Raw genomic sequence first — 16,296 nt, 5'->3', positions numbered from 1 at the left:
GCCCGCGGGGGCGGGCCGCGGGGCCATCCAGAAAGCGACATGGGACACATGTGCCGCAACTCATGCCACAATCACCACTCAGCCGCCGGCTCCAGTGACCGGCGGACTCAGCAACCTGCTGGGGATCCGAAGGCCGCCTTGCGGCGCCTTCTCGCTCCCGATCCTGAAGAATCATCTGCCTAATACTGGCCGCAGCCCCACGGGTTCGCGTCAGGCCGATGCCCCAAGTGCCCTGGACAGGGCGCCTCCTTGAATGAACTTTGACGAACTGAATCTGGCCCCAGAGATCCTGAAGGCCGTGCGTGAACAGGGCTACGAAACGCCGACGCCCATCCAGGCACAGGCCATTCCCGCAGTGCTGCAAGGCCACGATCTGCTGGCCGGCGCGCAGACCGGCACCGGCAAGACCGCAGCTTTCACCCTGCCCCTGCTCAACCGCCTTTCGCAGGGCACGGCTCCCAAGAGCCGCTTCGGTGGCAAGGGCGTTCGCGCCCTGGTGCTGACGCCCACGCGTGAACTCGCGGCCCAGGTCGAAGAGTCCGTGCGCGCCTACGGCAAGTACCTCGACATCAGCTCCACCGTCGTCTTCGGCGGCGTGGGCATGAACCCGCAGATCGACCGCATCAAGCGCGGCATCGACGTGCTGGTGGCCACGCCCGGCCGCCTGCTGGACCTGCAGCAGCAGGGCTTCCTCGACCTGTCCACGGTCGAGATCCTGGTGCTCGACGAAGCCGACCGCATGCTGGACATGGGCTTCATCCACGACGTGAAGAAGATCCTGGCGCTGGTGCCCAAGGACAAGCAGAGCCTGCTGTTCTCGGCCACCTTCAGCGACGAGATCCGCGAGCTGGCCGGCACGCTGCTGAAGAACCCGCAGAGCATCCAGGTCACGCCGCGCAACACCACGGTGCAGCGCATCACCCAGGTGATCCACCCTGTGGGCCGTGGCAAGAAGAAGCAGGTGCTGCTGCACATCATCCAGGAACACAACTGGAGCCAGGTGCTGGTCTTCACCCGCACCAAGTTCGGCGCCAACAACGTGGCCGAATTCCTGACCAAGAACGGCGTCATGGCCATGGCGCTGCACGGCAACAAGAGCCAGAGCGCCCGCACCCAGGCCCTGGCCGGCTTCAAGAGCGGCGAGATCCGCGCCCTGGTCGCCACCGACATCGCGGCACGCGGCATCGACATCGACGAGCTGCCGCACGTCGTCAACTACGAGATCCCGAACGTCCCCGAAGACTACGTCCACCGCATCGGCCGCACGGGCCGTGCAGGCGCCAGCGGCGAGGCCGTGAGCCTGGTCTGCATGGACGAAGAAGGCTTCATGATGGAGATCGAGCGCTTCACCAAGCAGGAGATCCCGGTGCAGGTGCTCGACGGCTTCGGCCCCGAAGCCGGCGAGAAGGCCGAGCCCATCGCCATGGGCCGCCAGACCATCTGGGGCGGCGCCGGCAAGCCGCCGAGCCGTGAAGTCATGCAGGCCGCCGCCAAGGCCGCCCGCAGCGAGATGATGGAACGCATCCGCACCAACAAGGCCGGCCAGGGCCAGGGCGGCGGCGGTGACCGAGGCGGCAAGCCTGCAGGCGGTGGCGGCGGCGGTCAACGCTCCGCTGGCGGCGCCAAGAACGGCGGCGGCAACGGTGGTGGCAACGGCGGCAACGGCGGCCGCCATGGCGGCCCGCGTGCCGGCGGCGGCGCAGGCCCCCGCGGCCCCGCAGCCCAGCCGGGCCGCAGCGCCCCGCGCAGCGGTGGTGGTGGTGGTGGCGGAGCCCCCCGCTTCGACGACAGCCAGCCTCGCCGTGAGAACGCCCACCTGGTCACCCAGGCCGGCGTGAACCTGGGCGCATCGCGCCACGGCGGCGGCAACGGCGGTGGCCAGCCCGACCCGATGCGCACCAGCGTGGACAGCATGGCCGGCAGCGGCCGCCGTGGCGGTGGTGGCTTCCGTGGCGGCAACGGCGGTGGCTATGGCGGTGGCGGTGGTGGCGGCGGCTACGGCGGCGGCGGCAACCGTGGCGGTGGCCGTGGCGGCCCGCGCGGCGGCGGCGGTGGCGGCTACGGCCGCTGAGCCCTCGCAGCCCCGGCATCAGCCCCGCCCTCACGGGTGACGGGCTGACGCCTCCGAATCGAATGGCCCTGCCGGCTCCCCTGCCGCCAGGGCCTGCTTGTTATGGGTGGTTGACCGCCGCGCCGGGGCCTGGGGGCGCCCACCCCGGCACCCAAGAAAAAAGGCCTGCAAGCGCGATGCTTGCAGGCCTTTGTGCTTGTGGCTTGCCGCTACTGCGGGGGTCGAAACCTCCCTCGCAGGCCGCACGCGCGCCGATCAGGCGAAGTTGGCTTCGGCGAACTTCCAGTTGACCAGCTTGTCGAGGAAGGTCTCGACGAACTTGGGACGCAGGTTGCGGTAGTCGATGTAGTAGGCGTGTTCCCAGACGTCCACCGTCAGCAGGGCCTTGTCGGCCGTGGTCAGGGGGGTGCCGGCGGCTCCCGTGTTCACGATGTCCACGCTGCCGTCAGCCTTCTTGACCAGCCAGGTCCAGCCGGAGCCGAAGTTGCCCACGGCGCTCTTGACGAAGGCTTCCTTGAAGGCGGCGTAGCTGCCCCACTTGGCCTTGATGGCATCGGCCAGCGCGCCGGTGGGCTCGCCGCCGCCCTGGGGCGCCATGCAGTTCCAGAAGAAGGTGTGGTTCCAGATCTGGGCAGCGTTGTTGTAGATGCCGCCGCTGGACTTCTTGATGATCTCTTCGAGGGACATGCTCTCGAATTCGGTGCCCTTTTGCAGGTTGTTCAGGTTCACCACGTAGGCATTGTGGTGCTTGCCGTGGTGGTATTCCAGCGTTTCCTGGCTGTAATGGGGAGCCAGGGCGTCGATGGCGTAAGGCAGCGGCGGCAGGGTATGTTCCATGGTGAGTCCTTCGTGGGTTGGTTGGAATTCGAGGGCGGCGTCCTGGGAGGGTGCCGGGGTGCGCTCAGGGGCCTTGCGGCTCCGGGCGGCTCATGATTGTAGGAAGGAAACGGAGCGCCTCGCTGTAGGCCAGCCGAGCGACCTTGCGGGCCGCGGCACCGCTGCGCAAGGCTTCCCGTAAGGCTCGGCACAGGCGCGCCAAGCCCCCCGAGAGCCCCTACAGCAGCCGGCGCTGCGCCACGGTGAGGTCGATCTCGCCCTCAGCCAGGCGGCCGACCAGCGCATCGCCCGGCCGCACCTGGGCCGGCCGCGTCACGGGCTGGCCATCGGCATCGGTCAGCAGGGCATAGCCGCGCTGCAGCACCAGCCGGGGGTCCAGCAGCTGCAGCCGCAGCGCAGCGCGCTCCAGGCGGTCAGACTGGGCCTGCAGGCGCCGCTCCACCGCCGTGGGCAACCGGGCCTGCAGCGCTTGATTTTCCTGGGACATGCGCTGCAATTTCAATAGCACCGCATGCCGCAGCCGCTGCGCCTGCCGGGCGAGCTGCAGTTGCTGGCGGCCGACCAGGCCCGAGGGCCGGCCCAGCCGCTGGCCGGCCATGTCCAGCCGCTGGTGGCGCATGTCCATCTGCCGCTGCACGGCGTCCTGCAGGCGCTCGCCCATGAGGTCGAGCGCGCCCAGCCACACGGCGCGCGGCTGAGACACGAGTTCAGCCGCCGCCGTGGGCGTGGGCGCGCGCAAGTCGGCGCAGAAGTCAGCGATGGTGAAATCGGTCTCGTGCCCCACCCCGCTCACCAGCGGCACCGGACTCTGCACGATGGTGCGGGCCAGTTGCTCGTCGTTGAAGGCCCAGAGGTCTTCGATGGAGCCGCCGCCGCGCACCAGCAGGATCACGTCGATGGGCACGGGCTGCCCGCCCGCGCCGGTAAAGCCATCATCGCCCTGCAGCCCGCTTGCCTGCTCGGCATGCCGATACAGTTTCGATAGCGCAGCACAGATCGAAGCGGGTGCCTGGGCGCCCTGCACCAGGGCCGGTGCCAGCATCACCGGAATGTGCGGCACGCGCCGGCGCAGGGCCGTGACCACGTCGTGCAGCGCCGCCGCGCCGGCCGAGGTGACCAGGCCGATGCCGCGCGGCATGAGCGGCAGGGCACGCTTGCGGGCGCCGTCGAACAGCCCTTCGGCCTCCAGCCGGGCCTTGAGCCGCATGAATTGCTCGAAGAGCGCGCCCTGCCCTGCGCGCTGCATGCTCTCGACGATGAGCTGGAGATCGCCTCGCGCCTCATACACACCCAGCCGGCCGCGCACCTCGACCAGCTCGCCGTCGCGCGGGGCGAAGTCCAGCAGCCCGGCGGAGCGGCGAAACATGGCGCAACGCACCTGGCCGCTCGCGTCCTTCAGCGTGAAGTAGCAGTGCCCGCTGGCCGCGCGCGAAAAACCCGTGATCTCGCCGCGCACGGCCACCGGGTTGAATCGCGCCTCCAGCGCATCAGCAATGGCGCGGCACAGCGCGCCGACCTCCCAGATGCGCGGCGCCGCGCCTGCGTCCGGACGCTCAAACATCGGCGTGGCGCGGCCTGGCGGGCAATGGGGCCGTCGCATTAGTCCACAGAACCAGGGCAGCGGTGCCCCTATCCCCCCCCGAAGGCACGATGGCCCGCAGAGCTAGCAAATTCGGCCAAGCTATTGATTTATATGCGTTTTTCACTGCGCGTTTTTTCATCAAAGTGTCAAACCCGTGGATTGGCGCCGTCTGCCACGGTGCGGCGAGCAGGTTGCCCACAAAGTTATCCACAGATTTTGTGGGTGAGTGGAGATCGCGGCACAGACGTGGAATGCGCGGTTCCGGCTGCCGGGCGATCCGGCTGGGGGCTCGGCGGCTGGGCCATAATCGCCGGCCGGATTTCATCTGCGCGGAGAGAGAATTGCTGTCGATCATACAAGCCGCAGGCTGGCCCATCTGGCCCTTGATAGCCTGTTCCGTGCTCGCCCTGGCGCTGGTGCTGGAGCGCTTCACCGCGCTGCGCACGGCCCGGGTCGCCCCCCCGAAACTGCTGGACGAAGCCATCGCCGTATCGGCTCGGGCGCTGCCCACGCCCGACGTGGTGAACCAGCTGGCGCAGAACTCCGCACTGGGCGAGGTGCTGGCCACCGGCCTGCGCACGCTCAACAGCCAGCCGCAGAGCACCGAGGCCGATCTGCGCTCCGCCATGGAAGGCGCCGGACGCGCGGTGGCCCACCGGCTCGAAAAATACCTGAACGCGCTGGCGACGATCGCCTCGGCCGCGCCGCTGCTGGGCCTGCTGGGTACCGTCATCGGCATGATCGACATCTTCGGCTCGCAGGCCGGCGGAGGCACCGTCGGCCAGGCCATGGGCGGCGGCAACCCGGCGCAGCTGGCGCACGGCATCTCCATCGCGCTCTACAACACCGCCTTCGGCCTGATCGTGGCCATCCCCACGCTGATCTTCTGGCGCTACTTCCGCAGCCGCGTCGATGCCTACCTGCTGACGCTGGAACTGGCAGCCGAACAGTTCCTGCGCCACCTCACCCGGCTGCGCAAGTAAGCCAGCGCCCCGCCCGAGCCGCCCCCTCGCCTGCCTGCCGCACGCCATGAACTTCCGCCCCCGCACCCAGGATGCGCCCGAGATCAACCTGATCCCGTTCATCGACGTGCTGCTGGTGATCCTCATCTTCCTGATGCTGTCCACCACCTACAGCAAGTTCACCGAGCTGCAGCTGACCCTGCCGGTGGCCGACGCCGAACAGCAGCGCGACCGGCCGCGGGAAATCATCGTCTCGGTGGCCGCCGACGGCCGCTACGCCATCAACAAGACCGCTGTGGAAGGCAAGGCCGTCGAAGGCGTGGCCCGCGCACTGCAGTCGGCGGCATCGGCCACCGGCAAGGACAGCATCGTCATCATCAGCGCCGACGCCTCGTCCCCCCACCAGTCGGTAGTCACCGTGATGGAGGCTGCGCGGCGCGTCGGCCTCTCGCAGATCACCTTCGCCACCCAGTCCTCCGGCAAGGCGGCTGCACGCTAGCGCGCGGCCGCCCCACCCCGCGCAACAAACACCCGCCCATGGCCGCCATGCTGCACAAAGCCTGGTCGCGGCGCGGCCCCGTGGCCCGCTGCCTGCTGCCGCTCGCGTGGCTTTACGGCGGGCTGACGGCCGCGCGCCGCGCGCTCTACGCCGCGGGCCTACTGGGCAGCTACCGCGCCGCGGTGCCGGTCGTGGTGGTGGGCAACGTGATCGCCGGCGGCGCGGGCAAGACCCCGATCACGCAGGCCGTGGTGCGCCATCTACAGGCGAACGGGTGGCAGCCCGGCATCGTCTCGCGCGGCTACGGGCGCAGCACGCGTGACTGCCGTGCCGTGCTGCCGCACAGCACGGCCGCAGAGGTGGGCGACGAACCCGCGCTGCTGGCCCGCAGCACGGGCGTGCCGGTCTTCGTCGCCGCCAAGCGCGCCGAGGCGGCCCGGGCGCTGCTGAACGCCCACCCCGCCACCGACGTCATCGTCTGCGACGATGGCCTGCAACACCTGGCCCTGGCCCGCGACCTCGAGCTGTGCGTGTTCAATGACGAAGGCGTGGGCAACGGCTGGCTGCTGCCCGCCGGCCCGCTGCGCGAACCCTGGCCCCGGCCCGTGGACGCCGTACTGCACGCCGGCCCCTGCCCCGCAGGGACCACGGCCCCCGCCTTCGCGCTGCAGCGCGGGCTGGCGGCCGAGGCCGTGCGGGCAGACGGCAGCCGCGCGCCGCTGGCCTCGCTGCGCGGCCAGCCGCTGCATGCAGTGGCCGCCATCGCCCGGCCGCACGACTTCTTCCAGATGCTGCGCGGCCAGGGCCTGACCCTGGCCCGCACCGAGAGCCTGCCAGATCACTATGATTTCGATAGCTGGCAGCCACCGAAAGACAAGGGCCCGCTGCTGATTTGCACCGAAAAGGATGCCGTCAAGCTCTGGGCCCGCTACCCCCAGGCGCTGGCCGTGCCGCTCGCGTTGGAGCTGCCGCCCGCGTTCTTCACGCTCATGGACGCACGGCTGGCCCGGGCCCGGGCCGCGTCGCTATCATCGGCGGCATCCAGCTGACGCGGGCGGCGCCGCACGGCCCCAGCGTCCGGCCTGGCCTGCCGGCTCCTCCGCCTTGTCCCGATCCCATAACCCCTCCCGCCCTGTGCGGCTCCAAGCCATGGACTCCAAACTGCTCGAACTGCTGGTCTGCCCCGTCACCAAGGGGCCTCTTTCCTTCGACCGCGAACGCCAGGAACTGGTCTCGCGCAGCGCCCGCCTGGCCTACCCGGTGCGCGACGGCATCCCCGTGCTGCTCGAAAACGAAGCCCGCACGCTGACCGACGAGGAAATCGAAGCCGCATGAGCCAGGCCGCGCCCGAATTCACCGTGCTGATCCCGGCGCGCCTGGGCTCCAGCCGCCTGCCGGACAAGCCCCTGGCCGACATTGCCGGTCTGCCCATGGTGGTGCGCGTGGCGCAGCGCGCCGCGCAGAGCGGCGCCCGCCGCATCGTGGTCGCCGCCGATGACCAGCGCATCCTCGACGCCTGCAGCCGCCACGGCGTGCAGGCCGTGCTGACCCGCCCTGACCACGCCAGCGGCAGCGACCGGCTGGCCGAAGCGTGCGAGCTGCTGGGCCTGGCCGGCGACGACATCGTGGTCAACGTGCAGGGCGACGAGCCCCTCATCGACCCGGCCCTGATCGACGCCGTGGCCGGTCTCCTGCCCGCCCGCCCCGACGCCCGCATGGGCACCGCCGCCCACGCCATCGACACGGTGGAGGACTACCTCAACCCCAACGTGGTGAAGGTGGTGCTGGACGGCCGGGGCCTCGCGCACTACTTCAGCCGCGCGCCCATTCCCCACGCCCGCGACCATGCCGCCGGCACCGCCTGGTGGAAGACCGCCGAAGCAGTGCAGGCGGGCCATGCGCCGCTGCGCCACATTGGCCTGTATAGCTACCGCGCCGGCTTCCTGCGCGATTTCCCGCAGCTGCCACCCGCGCCCACCGAACGGCTCGAAGCGCTGGAACAGCTGCGCGCGCTCTGGCACGGCCACCGCATCGCGGTGCATGTGACCGATGCCTCGCCGGGCCCGGGAGTGGACACGCCGGCCGATCTGGAGCGGGTGCGCACGCTGCTGGGCTGAACACCGCCGCCGCGCCTGCTGCGGCGCACCTAGCAGCCCCTTGCGTCGTGCCGATGACGCGTCAGTTTGGTGCAGTTATCGCGTGCTATCCTCGCCCGCAATGATTGCACCCGGCTGGCGCACGCTCGCCTGCGGCCGGTTGCCAGCCAAATTCAACATTGAGAGGACATCCATGAAGCTGATTCTTTTGGGCGCGCCCGGCGCAGGAAAGGGCACCCAGGCCGCGTTCATCTGCAAGCAATACGGCATTCCGCAGATCTCCACCGGCGACATGCTGCGCGCTGCCGTCAAGGCCGGCACGCCGCTGGGTCTGCAAGCCAAGGCCGTCATGGATGCCGGCCAGCTGGTGAGCGACGATCTCATTATCAATCTGGTGAAGGAGCGCATCGCCCAGCCCGACTGCGCCCAAGGCTTCCTGTTTGACGGCTTCCCCCGCACCATCCCCCAGGCCGACGCGATGAAATCCGCCGGCGTGAAGCTCGATTACGTGCTGGAGATCGACGTACCCTTCGATGCCATCATCGAACGCATGAGCGGCCGCCGCTCGCACCCGGCCAGCGGCCGCACCTACCACGTCAAGTTCAACCCGCCCAAGGTCGAAGGCAAGGACGACGTGACCGGCGAAGACCTGATCCAGCGCGAAGACGACAAGGAAGAGACCGTCAAGAAGCGCCTGGAGGTGTACAGCGCCCAGACCCGTCCGCTGGTCGACTACTACTCCACCTGGGCCCAGCAAGACGCCGACAACGCTCCCAAGTACCGCGCCATCAGCGGCACGGGAACGGTCGAAGAGATCACGCAGCGCGCGCTGCAGGCGCTCTCCCACTGAAAGGCCCCGGCCTGCTTCTGCCCCTTTGTTGGGCGGAAGGTGCAAAGAAAGACGCCCCGCACTGCGGGGCGTTTTGCATGGGGCGATCACACCGATGAGCGATCAGCCCTTCGGTGCGGCCAGCAATTCCAGCAACAGAGACACTCGCAGCTTCACGGCGCCCAGGCCCTCCTCGTCGGCCGCCAGCGCATCTCCCGGGCGCGGCAGCACGCGGCCCAGACCGCAACGGGAGGTGACGCGCACCAGCACCCCTGCCGCCTGGGCGCGCACCAACGCCGCCTCCAGATCCTGGTGCAGGGTGCCATTGCCTGTGGCGGCCACGGCCAGCCCATCGACCCCGTCGGCCACCAGCAGATCCACGAGCCGGCCGCTGGCGCCGGCATGGCTCAGCACCACCTCCACCCGCGGCCAGCTATCAGCAGGCCTGGCCAGCAACGCCGACGCGCCAGCGTGGATCGCCGCGGCGTCAGGCCAGTCACGGGCCAGGCGTACCTGGCCTTCTTCCACCCAGCCCAGCGGCCCTGCGTCGCCCGAGTCGAACGCGTCCACACGATAGGGATGGACCTTGCGCACCAGCGCAGCGCCGTGCAGCACGCCGGCCGCTACCGCCACCACGCCGCGCGCGCCCGGCGTGGACGCCACGGCGACAGCGTCGAGCAGGTTCTGCGGGCCGTCGGGCGTCAGCGCCGTCGCCGGCCGCATCGCGCAGGTCAGCACGACGGGCTTGGAAGCCTCCAGCACCAGCCGCAGGAACCACGCCGTTTCCTCCAGCGTGTCGGTCCCGTGCGTGATGACGATGCCTTGGACCTGCGGGTCCGCCAGATGCGCCTGGCAGCGCTGTGCCAGGCGCATCCAGACGTTCAAATCCATGTCCTTGCTGTCCAGCTGGGCGACCTGTTCGGCGACCAGCTCGCCCCCAGCCGCGCGGGCCAGACCCGGAACAGCGCCCAGCAACTGCTGCACGCCCACTTGACCGGCTTTGTAGCCGATGTTGTCCGCTCCATCGCTGGCCGTTCCGGCAATCGTGCCGCCCGTGCCCAACACCACCATTTTTCTAGCGCCCACTTGCATCCTTCAAAAAACTGGTCAAAAATACAGTTACTGGATTAAAAAACAGTCCCGCCGGTCCTCCGGCCACCGCTTCGCACTGGAACCTTGCCATGCTCGACAGCCCCAAGCTCACCGCCCGCCAGCAGCAGATCCTGGATCTCATCCAGACCGCCATCTCGCGCACCGGCGCACCGCCCACCCGGGCAGAAATCGCTGCAGAACTGGGGTTCAAGTCCGCCAATGCGGCCGAAGAACACCTGCAGGCCCTGGCACGCAAGGGCGTGATCGAACTGGTCAGCGGCACATCGCGCGGCATCCGCCTGCGCAGCGAAACCGTGCGCTCCATCAACGCCGCACGCGGAACGCAGTTCCACCTGCCCATTCCCGGCCTATCGCAGCTCATGCTGCCGCTGATCGGCCGCGTGGCTGCAGGCTCGCCGATTCTCGCCCAGGAACACGTGGACCAGACCTACAGCGTGGAAGGCAGCCTCTTTCAGCACAAGCCCGACTACTTGCTCAAGGTGCGCGGCATGTCCATGCGGGACGTCGGCATCATGGACGGTGATCTGCTCGCAGTGCAGGCCACGCGCGAGGCCCGCAACGGGCAAATTATCGTGGCGCGACTGGGTGACGACGTCACCGTCAAACGACTGCGCCGCACCGGCAGCGGCATCGAACTGCTGCCCGAGAACCCGGATTACCCCGTCATCACCGTCCAGCCTGGCGAGCCGTTCGAAATCGAAGGCCTCGCCGTCGGTCTCATTCGCAACACCATGCTGATGTAAGGCGGCACGGCGCGCCGCAGGTGGCGGGCGTCTGGCCTTAGTGCGGGAGTGCAGCGCACAGCGCTGCGCCCCCCAGCCCTACAGGCCAACCCTGCGGCGAGTCGCCCAATGGCAATCCTGCCTGTGTTCAACCCTCCGTGCCCTCGCACGAAGCCGGCAGATCGAACGCACGGTGTGACAGACGGAGTGAATGGCCCGTCGATCATCGCAAGGCGCGCAATGCGTGCAGCAGATCGACCCCCAGCAAGGCAGTCAGTCGGCCCTCGCCCTTGTCCACCGAATGCAGATCCCGCCGGCGCAGTGCGCGGCACGAACCACGATGGAGTTTTCACATGGGAATTGCCCTGATTGCCCTCACTTCGCTGTCGCAGCCCGTCAAGGCGCTGACCCAGTTCCTGGGCGGCCCTGCCCGCCATAAGAGCCTGCCGGCGCTGCAAGCGGCCGATGCCTCGCGGCCCGCCACCTCCGCTTCCGCCACAGCCGCACCTGAAGCCACGCAGCAGCCTGCAAGCCAGCACGCTGCCGGGCCGTTCCCGGCCTGGACGGCGGCGCCAACCGCTGCCGCTGGCACCGCCGTAGCGCTCGCAACATCCACCGGCGCACTGGAGCCCTACGGCGTCCCCCGCCCTTCCAGGGGCCGGCTCGCAGGAGGAATCAAGCGGCCATCGGCCGTACCGGCGACCTCCGTCATGCCTGCCAATGCAGCGCCGGCCCACGCGCGCCGGCCTGCAGCAACGCCGTGGATGAATGTACCTGCCTCCCGGGCCCGCGCGGCTGCAGCGGCCAATGCGGACCGCTTTCACCCTGCCGGTGGCTCGGTCGCAGCAGGCGCCGCCAGCGAGGCCCGCTCCGCGGCGCCCCGCCCGCTGCTGCGGGTGCTGCGCCGGGTGCAGGTGGGCGAACCGGCCCGGCTGGTGATCTCCGGCCGCATGGCCGACGTGTGTGCAGAGCTGGACCGGCTGGTGGCATCGGAGGGCCGCCTGGCGTTGTAATCAGCCTTCGCCTACCACAGACGTGGCCGCGCAGGCGCGGCCGGCCCACACCTCGCATCAGCCGGGTGCGAGGTGTGGCGGTCCCAGACGCGAGGGCCGGTGCGCGCTGCGCCGGCATCAATACCAGCAGCAAAATCGCCATCAGCAGCAGCGCATGTCACGTGGCCACCGAGGACGCGGCTGCGCCGCCGGGCGCCTCAGGTATTGATCTGCGCCCAGAGCTTGTCCAGCCGCTTCACGCTCACCGGCTGGGGCGTGCGCAGCTCCTGCGCGAAGAAGCTCACGCGCAACTCCTCGAGCAGCCAGCGCAGCTCCTGCATGCGCGCATCGACCTGGCCCTTACGTTCGGCCACCAGGCGCCAGTAGCGCTGCTCCTGCGGGCGCAGCTCCGTCAGGCGGGAGGCGTCGCGCGCGGGGTCGGCGCGGTATTTCTCCAGTCGCAGCGTGATGGCCTTGAGGTAGCGCGGGAAGTGCGCGAGCTGCGTCCAGGGCGCGGCAGCAATGAAGCTCTTGGGCATCAGGCGCTGCAGCTGCTGCTGGGCATCCTGCGTGGCCTCGGGCGCGTTCTTGGTGTCCTTGATCTTGCGCACGGCGGCGGCGTATTCGACCAGGATGGTGCCAGCCAGGCGCGCCACCTCGTTGGCGATGAGCGTCAGGCGGCCCCGGCCTTCGTCCACGCGGCGCTTGAACTCGGCCTCGTGCGTGGGCAGCGGGTCCTGCAGGAAGGCGCGGTCCAGGGCGATGTCCAGGATCTGGCTGCGCAACTCTTCCTGCGTGCCCAGCGGCATGTAGGCCACGGCCATCTTCTGCAGGTCGGGGATGTTCTTTTCCAGGTACTTGAGCGCGTCCTTGATCTGCAGCGCGAACAGCCGACGCAGGCCGGCGCGGTGCTTGGCCGCAGCCACCTCCGGTTCGTCGAACACCTCGATGCTGACCGCATCGCCGCCGTCGATCAGGGCCGGAAAGCCGATCAGCGTCTGGCCTGCCTTGCGGATCTCCATCAGCTCGGGCAGTTCGCCGAAGGTCCAGGCGGTGTAGCGCTGGCCCGCGGGCACCGCCGGCGCGGAGGGAGCCGCAGCCGGCACCGGAGCACCTGTGCTCCTTTTTGCTTCATTTTTGATAGCTGACTGCGAAGATTTTACCTGGGCCGCAGGCTCTTTCGACCCCGAACCCTGGCCCAGCTTCAGCCCGGCCAGCGCCTGGAACGCGCCACGCGCCTTGGCGCCCCATTCGGCCTTGAGCGCGCCCAGATTGCGGCCGTGGCCGAGCTGGCGACCGTGCTCATCGACGACGCGGAAGTTCATGAACAGGTGCGGGCTCAGCATGTCGAGCTTGAAGTCGGCGCGCTTCACGTCGAGCGAGGTCTCGTCGCGTACCTGCTTGAGCAGGGCATCGGTCAGGCTGCCCTGGCCGAAGCGCTCGGGCGTGCTGAACAGCTCGGCGATGCGCGCCGCGCTCTCGGGCAGCGGCACGAAGCGGCTGCGCGGGCGCTGCGGCAGGCTTTTCAGCAGGGCCTGGATCTTCGCCTGCAGCATGCCGGGCACCAGCCACTCGCAGCGCTCGTCGCTGACCTGGTTGAGCACGAAGAGCGGCACCGTGACGGTCAGCCCGTCGCGCGCGTCGCCGGGTTCGTGCAGGTAGCTCGCGGCGCAGTCCACGCCGCCCAGGCGCACGGTCTTTGGGAACGCGTTGCTGGTGATGCCGGCGGCCTCGTGCCGCATCAGCTCTTCGCGGGTGAGTTTGAGCAGGTCCGGGTTCTGGCGCGAGGCCTCGCCATACCAGGCCTCGAAACCCGCGCCGGTGCAGATGTCGGCCGGCAGCTGCTGGTCGTAGAAGGCGTAGATCAGCTCGTCGTCCACCAGCACGTCCTGCCGGCGCGACTTGTGTTCCAGCTCTTCCACCTTGGCGATGAGCTTCTGGTTGGCAGCGAGGAACGGCAGGCGCGTCTCCCACTGCCCGCCCACCAGCGCCTCGCGGATGAAGATCTCGCGCGCGGCATGCGGATCGACCTTGCCGAAGTTGACGCGACGGTTGTTGTAGATGACCAGGCCGTAGAGCGTGGCCCGCTCCAGCGCCGAGACCTGCGCGGCCTTCTTCTCCCAGTGCGGGTCCAGCAGCTGTTTCTTGAGCAGGTGGCCGCCGATCTGCTCGACCCATTGCGGCTCGATGGCAGCGATGCCCCGGCCGAAGAGCCGCGTTGTCTCGACCAGCTCGGCCGCGACGATCCAGCGCCCGGGCTTCTTGTTCAGGTGGGCGCCCGGGTGCTTGTAGAACTTGATGCCGCGCGCGCCCAGGTACCAGTCTTCCTCGTCGCTCTTGGCGCCCACGTTGCCCAGCAGGCCCGCGAGCATCGAGAGGTGGATCTGCTCGTAGCCGGCGGGGGTGGTGTTGAGCTTCCAGCGGTGCTCGGTCACCACCGTGAGCAGCTGGGTGTGGATGTCGCGCCACTCGCGCAGGCGGCGGATGCTGATGAAGTTCTGCCGCAGCAGCGATTCGTACTGGCGGTTGCTGAGCTTGTGGGTGGGTTGCGCTGCCGCGGCCGTATCGGCGGGCTCGTGCGCAGCCGTCAGGCGCTGGGCCACGGGCAGGCTGGCCTGGGCGCGCGTGCCCTGCCGGGCGGCACGCTGGGCAGCTTCTTTCTGCGCCCGGGCCGACGGCAGGCTGGGCGCGCCGCCGCGCGCCTCGTTGATCCACTTCCAGAGCTTGAGGTAGCCGCTGAATTCGCTCTTCTCGTCGTCGAACTTGGCATGCGCCTGGTCGGCCTGCTGCTGCGCCTCCAGCGGGCGGTCTCGCACGTCCTGCACCGACAGCGCCGAGGCGATCACCAGCACCTCCTCCAGCGCCTGGCGCTCGCGCGCCTCCAGGATCATGCGGCCCACGCGCGGGTCGAGCGGCAGGCGCGACAGCTCCACGCCCATGGGCGTGAGCTCGTTGGCGTCGTCCACCGCGCCCAGTTCGCCCAGCAGCTGGTAGCCGTCGGCGATGGCGCGGCCCGAAGGCGCCTCGATGAACGGGAACTGCGCCACATCGCCCAGGTGCAGCGACTTCATGCGCAGGATGACGCCGGCCAGCGACGAGCGCAGGATTTCCGGATCGGTGAAGCGCGGGCGGCTATTGAAGTCTGCCTCGTCGTAGAGGCGGATGCAGATGCCGTTCGCCACGCGCCCGCAGCGGCCGGCGCGCTGGTTGGCGGCCGCCTGGCTCACCGGCTCGATCAGCAGCTGCTCCACCTTGCTACGAAAACTGTAGCGCTTGACCCGCGCCGTACCTGCGTCGATGACGTAACGGATGCCAGGCACGGTGAGCGAGGTCTCGGCCACGTTGGTGGCCAGCACGATGCGCCGCCCGGTGTGGCCTTCGAAGATGCGGTCTTGCTCGGCCTGCGACAGGCGGGCGAAGAGCGGCAGCACCTCGGCATTGCGCATCACTGGCTGGTGGGCGAGGTGCTTGCGCAGATGGTCGGCGGCCTCGCGGATCTCGCGCTCGCCGGGCAGGAAGATCAGGATGTCGCCGCCCGCATTGCCGGCCCAGAGTTCATCCACGCCGTCGGCGATGGCTTCGTTCAGGCCGTAGTCGCGGCTGTCCTCGAAGGGACGGTAGCGCTGCTCCACCGGAAAGGTGCGCCCGGAGACGTAAATCACGGGAGCCGGCCCCTTGGCCGATTCGAAGTGCTTGGCGAACCGGTCCGCGTCGATGGTGGCCGAGGTGACGACGATCTTCAGATCGGGCCGGCGCGGCAGGATCTGGCGCAGGTAGCCCAGCAGGAAGTCGATGTTCAGGCTGCGCTCGTGGGCCTCGTCGATGATGAGCGTGTCGTAGGCCTTGAGCAGCGGGTCGGTCTGCGTTTCGGCCAGCAAAATGCCGTCGGTCATCAGCTTGACCGAGGCGCCCTTGGAGAGCCGGTCCTGGAAGCGCACCTTGTAGCCCACCACCTCGCCCAGGGGCGTCTTCAGCTCTTCCGCGATGCGCTTGGCCACGCTGCTGGCGGCGATGCGGCGCGGCTGGGTGTGGCCGATGAGCTGGCCTTTCTCGCCCGGGCGGGCATTGCACCGGCCCCGGCCCAGGGCCAGCGCGATCTTGGGCAGCTGGGTGGTCTTGCCGGAGCCGGTTTCGCCGCACACGATGATGACCTGGTGCTGCCTCAGGGCCGCCATGATCTCGTCGCGCTTGCCCGAGACGGGCAGGGATTCGGGGAATTCGATGCGCAGCGCGGGCGCGGCGGGCGGAAGGTGGGAAGGCGCGGATTCGTTCATGAAGGGCTGCATTATCCGAGCCCGCCGCCGCTGCCGTGCGGTCCGCAGTGCATGGCCCCGCCGGCATGCCGCGCACGGCCCCGTGGCCTATGGTGACAGGGCCTGTTCCGGCGCGCGTGCCAGGCCTGCGCATGCCATGCATCCGTTTGGCGCCTGCCATACCTAGAGGTTCTACCAATTCATGCGGATCAACAACTAGTTATAGACTTTATCCGATAGCCTGACTAACGATAACCTTTGTAAACAGGCTGCACTGATGCCGGGCCCCACCGCCCGGATCGGAACCACGGAGACACAAGTCGAGATGTTCGCCCCCGCC

At 69.1% G+C, this 16,296-nt stretch carries 13 protein-coding genes; 9 read left to right on the top strand and 4 right to left on the bottom strand.

Going from position 1 to position 16,296, the window contains the following annotated elements; all coding sequences use genetic code 11:
- The first annotated feature begins 253 nt into the window (after positions 1-253).
- Positions 254-2,071 carry a DEAD/DEAH box helicase gene (locus AC3A84_RS07235; RefSeq protein ID WP_487968921.1) on the top strand — a complete coding sequence of 606 codons (1,818 nt, stop codon included), beginning with the start codon at positions 254-256 and terminating at the stop codon, positions 2,069-2,071.
- A gap of 255 nt (positions 2,072-2,326) precedes the next feature.
- Here the strand turns inward: AC3A84_RS07235 and AC3A84_RS07230 are convergent, their stop codons facing one another.
- Together AC3A84_RS07230 and xseA are read right to left on the bottom strand one after the other, a co-directional pair.
- Positions 2,327-2,908 carry a superoxide dismutase gene (locus AC3A84_RS07230; RefSeq protein WP_092936452.1) on the bottom strand — a complete coding sequence of 194 codons (582 nt, stop codon included), beginning with the start codon at positions 2,906-2,908 and terminating at the stop codon, positions 2,327-2,329.
- A gap of 217 nt (positions 2,909-3,125) precedes the next feature.
- A complete protein-coding gene (xseA, locus tag AC3A84_RS07225) occupies positions 3,126-4,469 on the bottom strand; it encodes an exodeoxyribonuclease VII large subunit (RefSeq protein ID WP_487968920.1) in 1,344 nt (447 codons plus the stop codon).
- 362 nt (positions 4,470-4,831) lie between these two features.
- Here xseA and AC3A84_RS07220 point away from each other — a divergent pair, with 362 nt between their 5' ends.
- The 6 genes from AC3A84_RS07220 to adk all read left to right on the top strand — a co-directional run bounded on the left by AC3A84_RS07220 (position 4,832) and on the right by adk (position 8,897).
- On the top strand, positions 4,832-5,473 hold the full coding sequence (locus AC3A84_RS07220) for a MotA/TolQ/ExbB proton channel family protein (protein WP_487968919.1): 642 nt from the start codon (positions 4,832-4,834) through the stop codon (positions 5,471-5,473).
- 46 nt (positions 5,474-5,519) lie between these two features.
- Positions 5,520-5,951 (top strand): ExbD/TolR family protein, encoded by a 432-nt coding sequence (locus AC3A84_RS07215; protein ID WP_487968918.1) that lies wholly within the window; start codon positions 5,520-5,522, stop codon positions 5,949-5,951.
- Between the two features lie 38 nt (positions 5,952-5,989).
- Positions 5,990-7,000: a tetraacyldisaccharide 4'-kinase gene (gene lpxK / locus AC3A84_RS07210; RefSeq protein WP_487968917.1), complete on the top strand. Its 1,011-nt coding sequence runs from the start codon at positions 5,990-5,992 to the stop codon at positions 6,998-7,000.
- Between the two features lie 100 nt (positions 7,001-7,100).
- Entirely contained in the window at positions 7,101-7,286 is a 186-nt protein-coding gene (locus tag AC3A84_RS07205) for a Trm112 family protein (protein WP_092936462.1), read from the top strand.
- Entirely contained in the window at positions 7,283-8,068 is a 786-nt protein-coding gene (kdsB, locus tag AC3A84_RS07200) for a 3-deoxy-manno-octulosonate cytidylyltransferase (RefSeq protein WP_487968916.1), read from the top strand. Before AC3A84_RS07205 ends, kdsB begins: the two co-directional genes overlap by 4 nt.
- Positions 8,069-8,240: 172 nt before the next feature.
- Positions 8,241-8,897: an adenylate kinase gene (gene adk / locus AC3A84_RS07195; protein ID WP_487968915.1), complete on the top strand. Its 657-nt coding sequence runs from the start codon at positions 8,241-8,243 to the stop codon at positions 8,895-8,897.
- 102 nt (positions 8,898-8,999) lie between these two features.
- Here the strand turns inward: adk and AC3A84_RS07190 are convergent, their stop codons facing one another.
- Positions 9,000-9,968: an asparaginase gene (locus AC3A84_RS07190; RefSeq protein ID WP_487968914.1), complete on the bottom strand. Its 969-nt coding sequence runs from the start codon at positions 9,966-9,968 to the stop codon at positions 9,000-9,002.
- Positions 9,969-10,057: 89 nt separating this feature from the next.
- On the opposite strand from AC3A84_RS07190, the gene lexA reads away from it, so the two are divergent.
- Positions 10,058-10,732, top strand: a complete 675-nt coding sequence (gene lexA, locus AC3A84_RS07185) for a transcriptional repressor LexA (RefSeq protein WP_487968913.1) — start codon at positions 10,058-10,060, stop codon at positions 10,730-10,732.
- Positions 10,733-11,064: 332 nt separating this feature from the next.
- On the top strand, positions 11,065-11,724 hold the full coding sequence (locus AC3A84_RS07180; RefSeq protein WP_487968912.1) for a hypothetical protein: 660 nt from the start codon (positions 11,065-11,067) through the stop codon (positions 11,722-11,724).
- 197 nt (positions 11,725-11,921) lie between these two features.
- On the opposite strand, the gene hrpA is transcribed toward AC3A84_RS07180, so the two are convergent.
- The gene (gene hrpA / locus AC3A84_RS07175) at positions 11,922-15,977 is read right to left on the bottom strand and encodes an ATP-dependent RNA helicase HrpA (protein WP_487968911.1); all 4,056 of its coding nucleotides are present in this window, start codon (positions 15,975-15,977) and stop codon (positions 11,922-11,924) included.
- Positions 15,978-16,296 lie beyond the last annotated feature (319 nt).

The organism is Paracidovorax sp. (assembly GCF_057642795.1).
The sequence above is the reverse complement of the archived record's forward strand: the minus strand, read 5'-3'. Positions and strand labels throughout refer to the sequence as shown.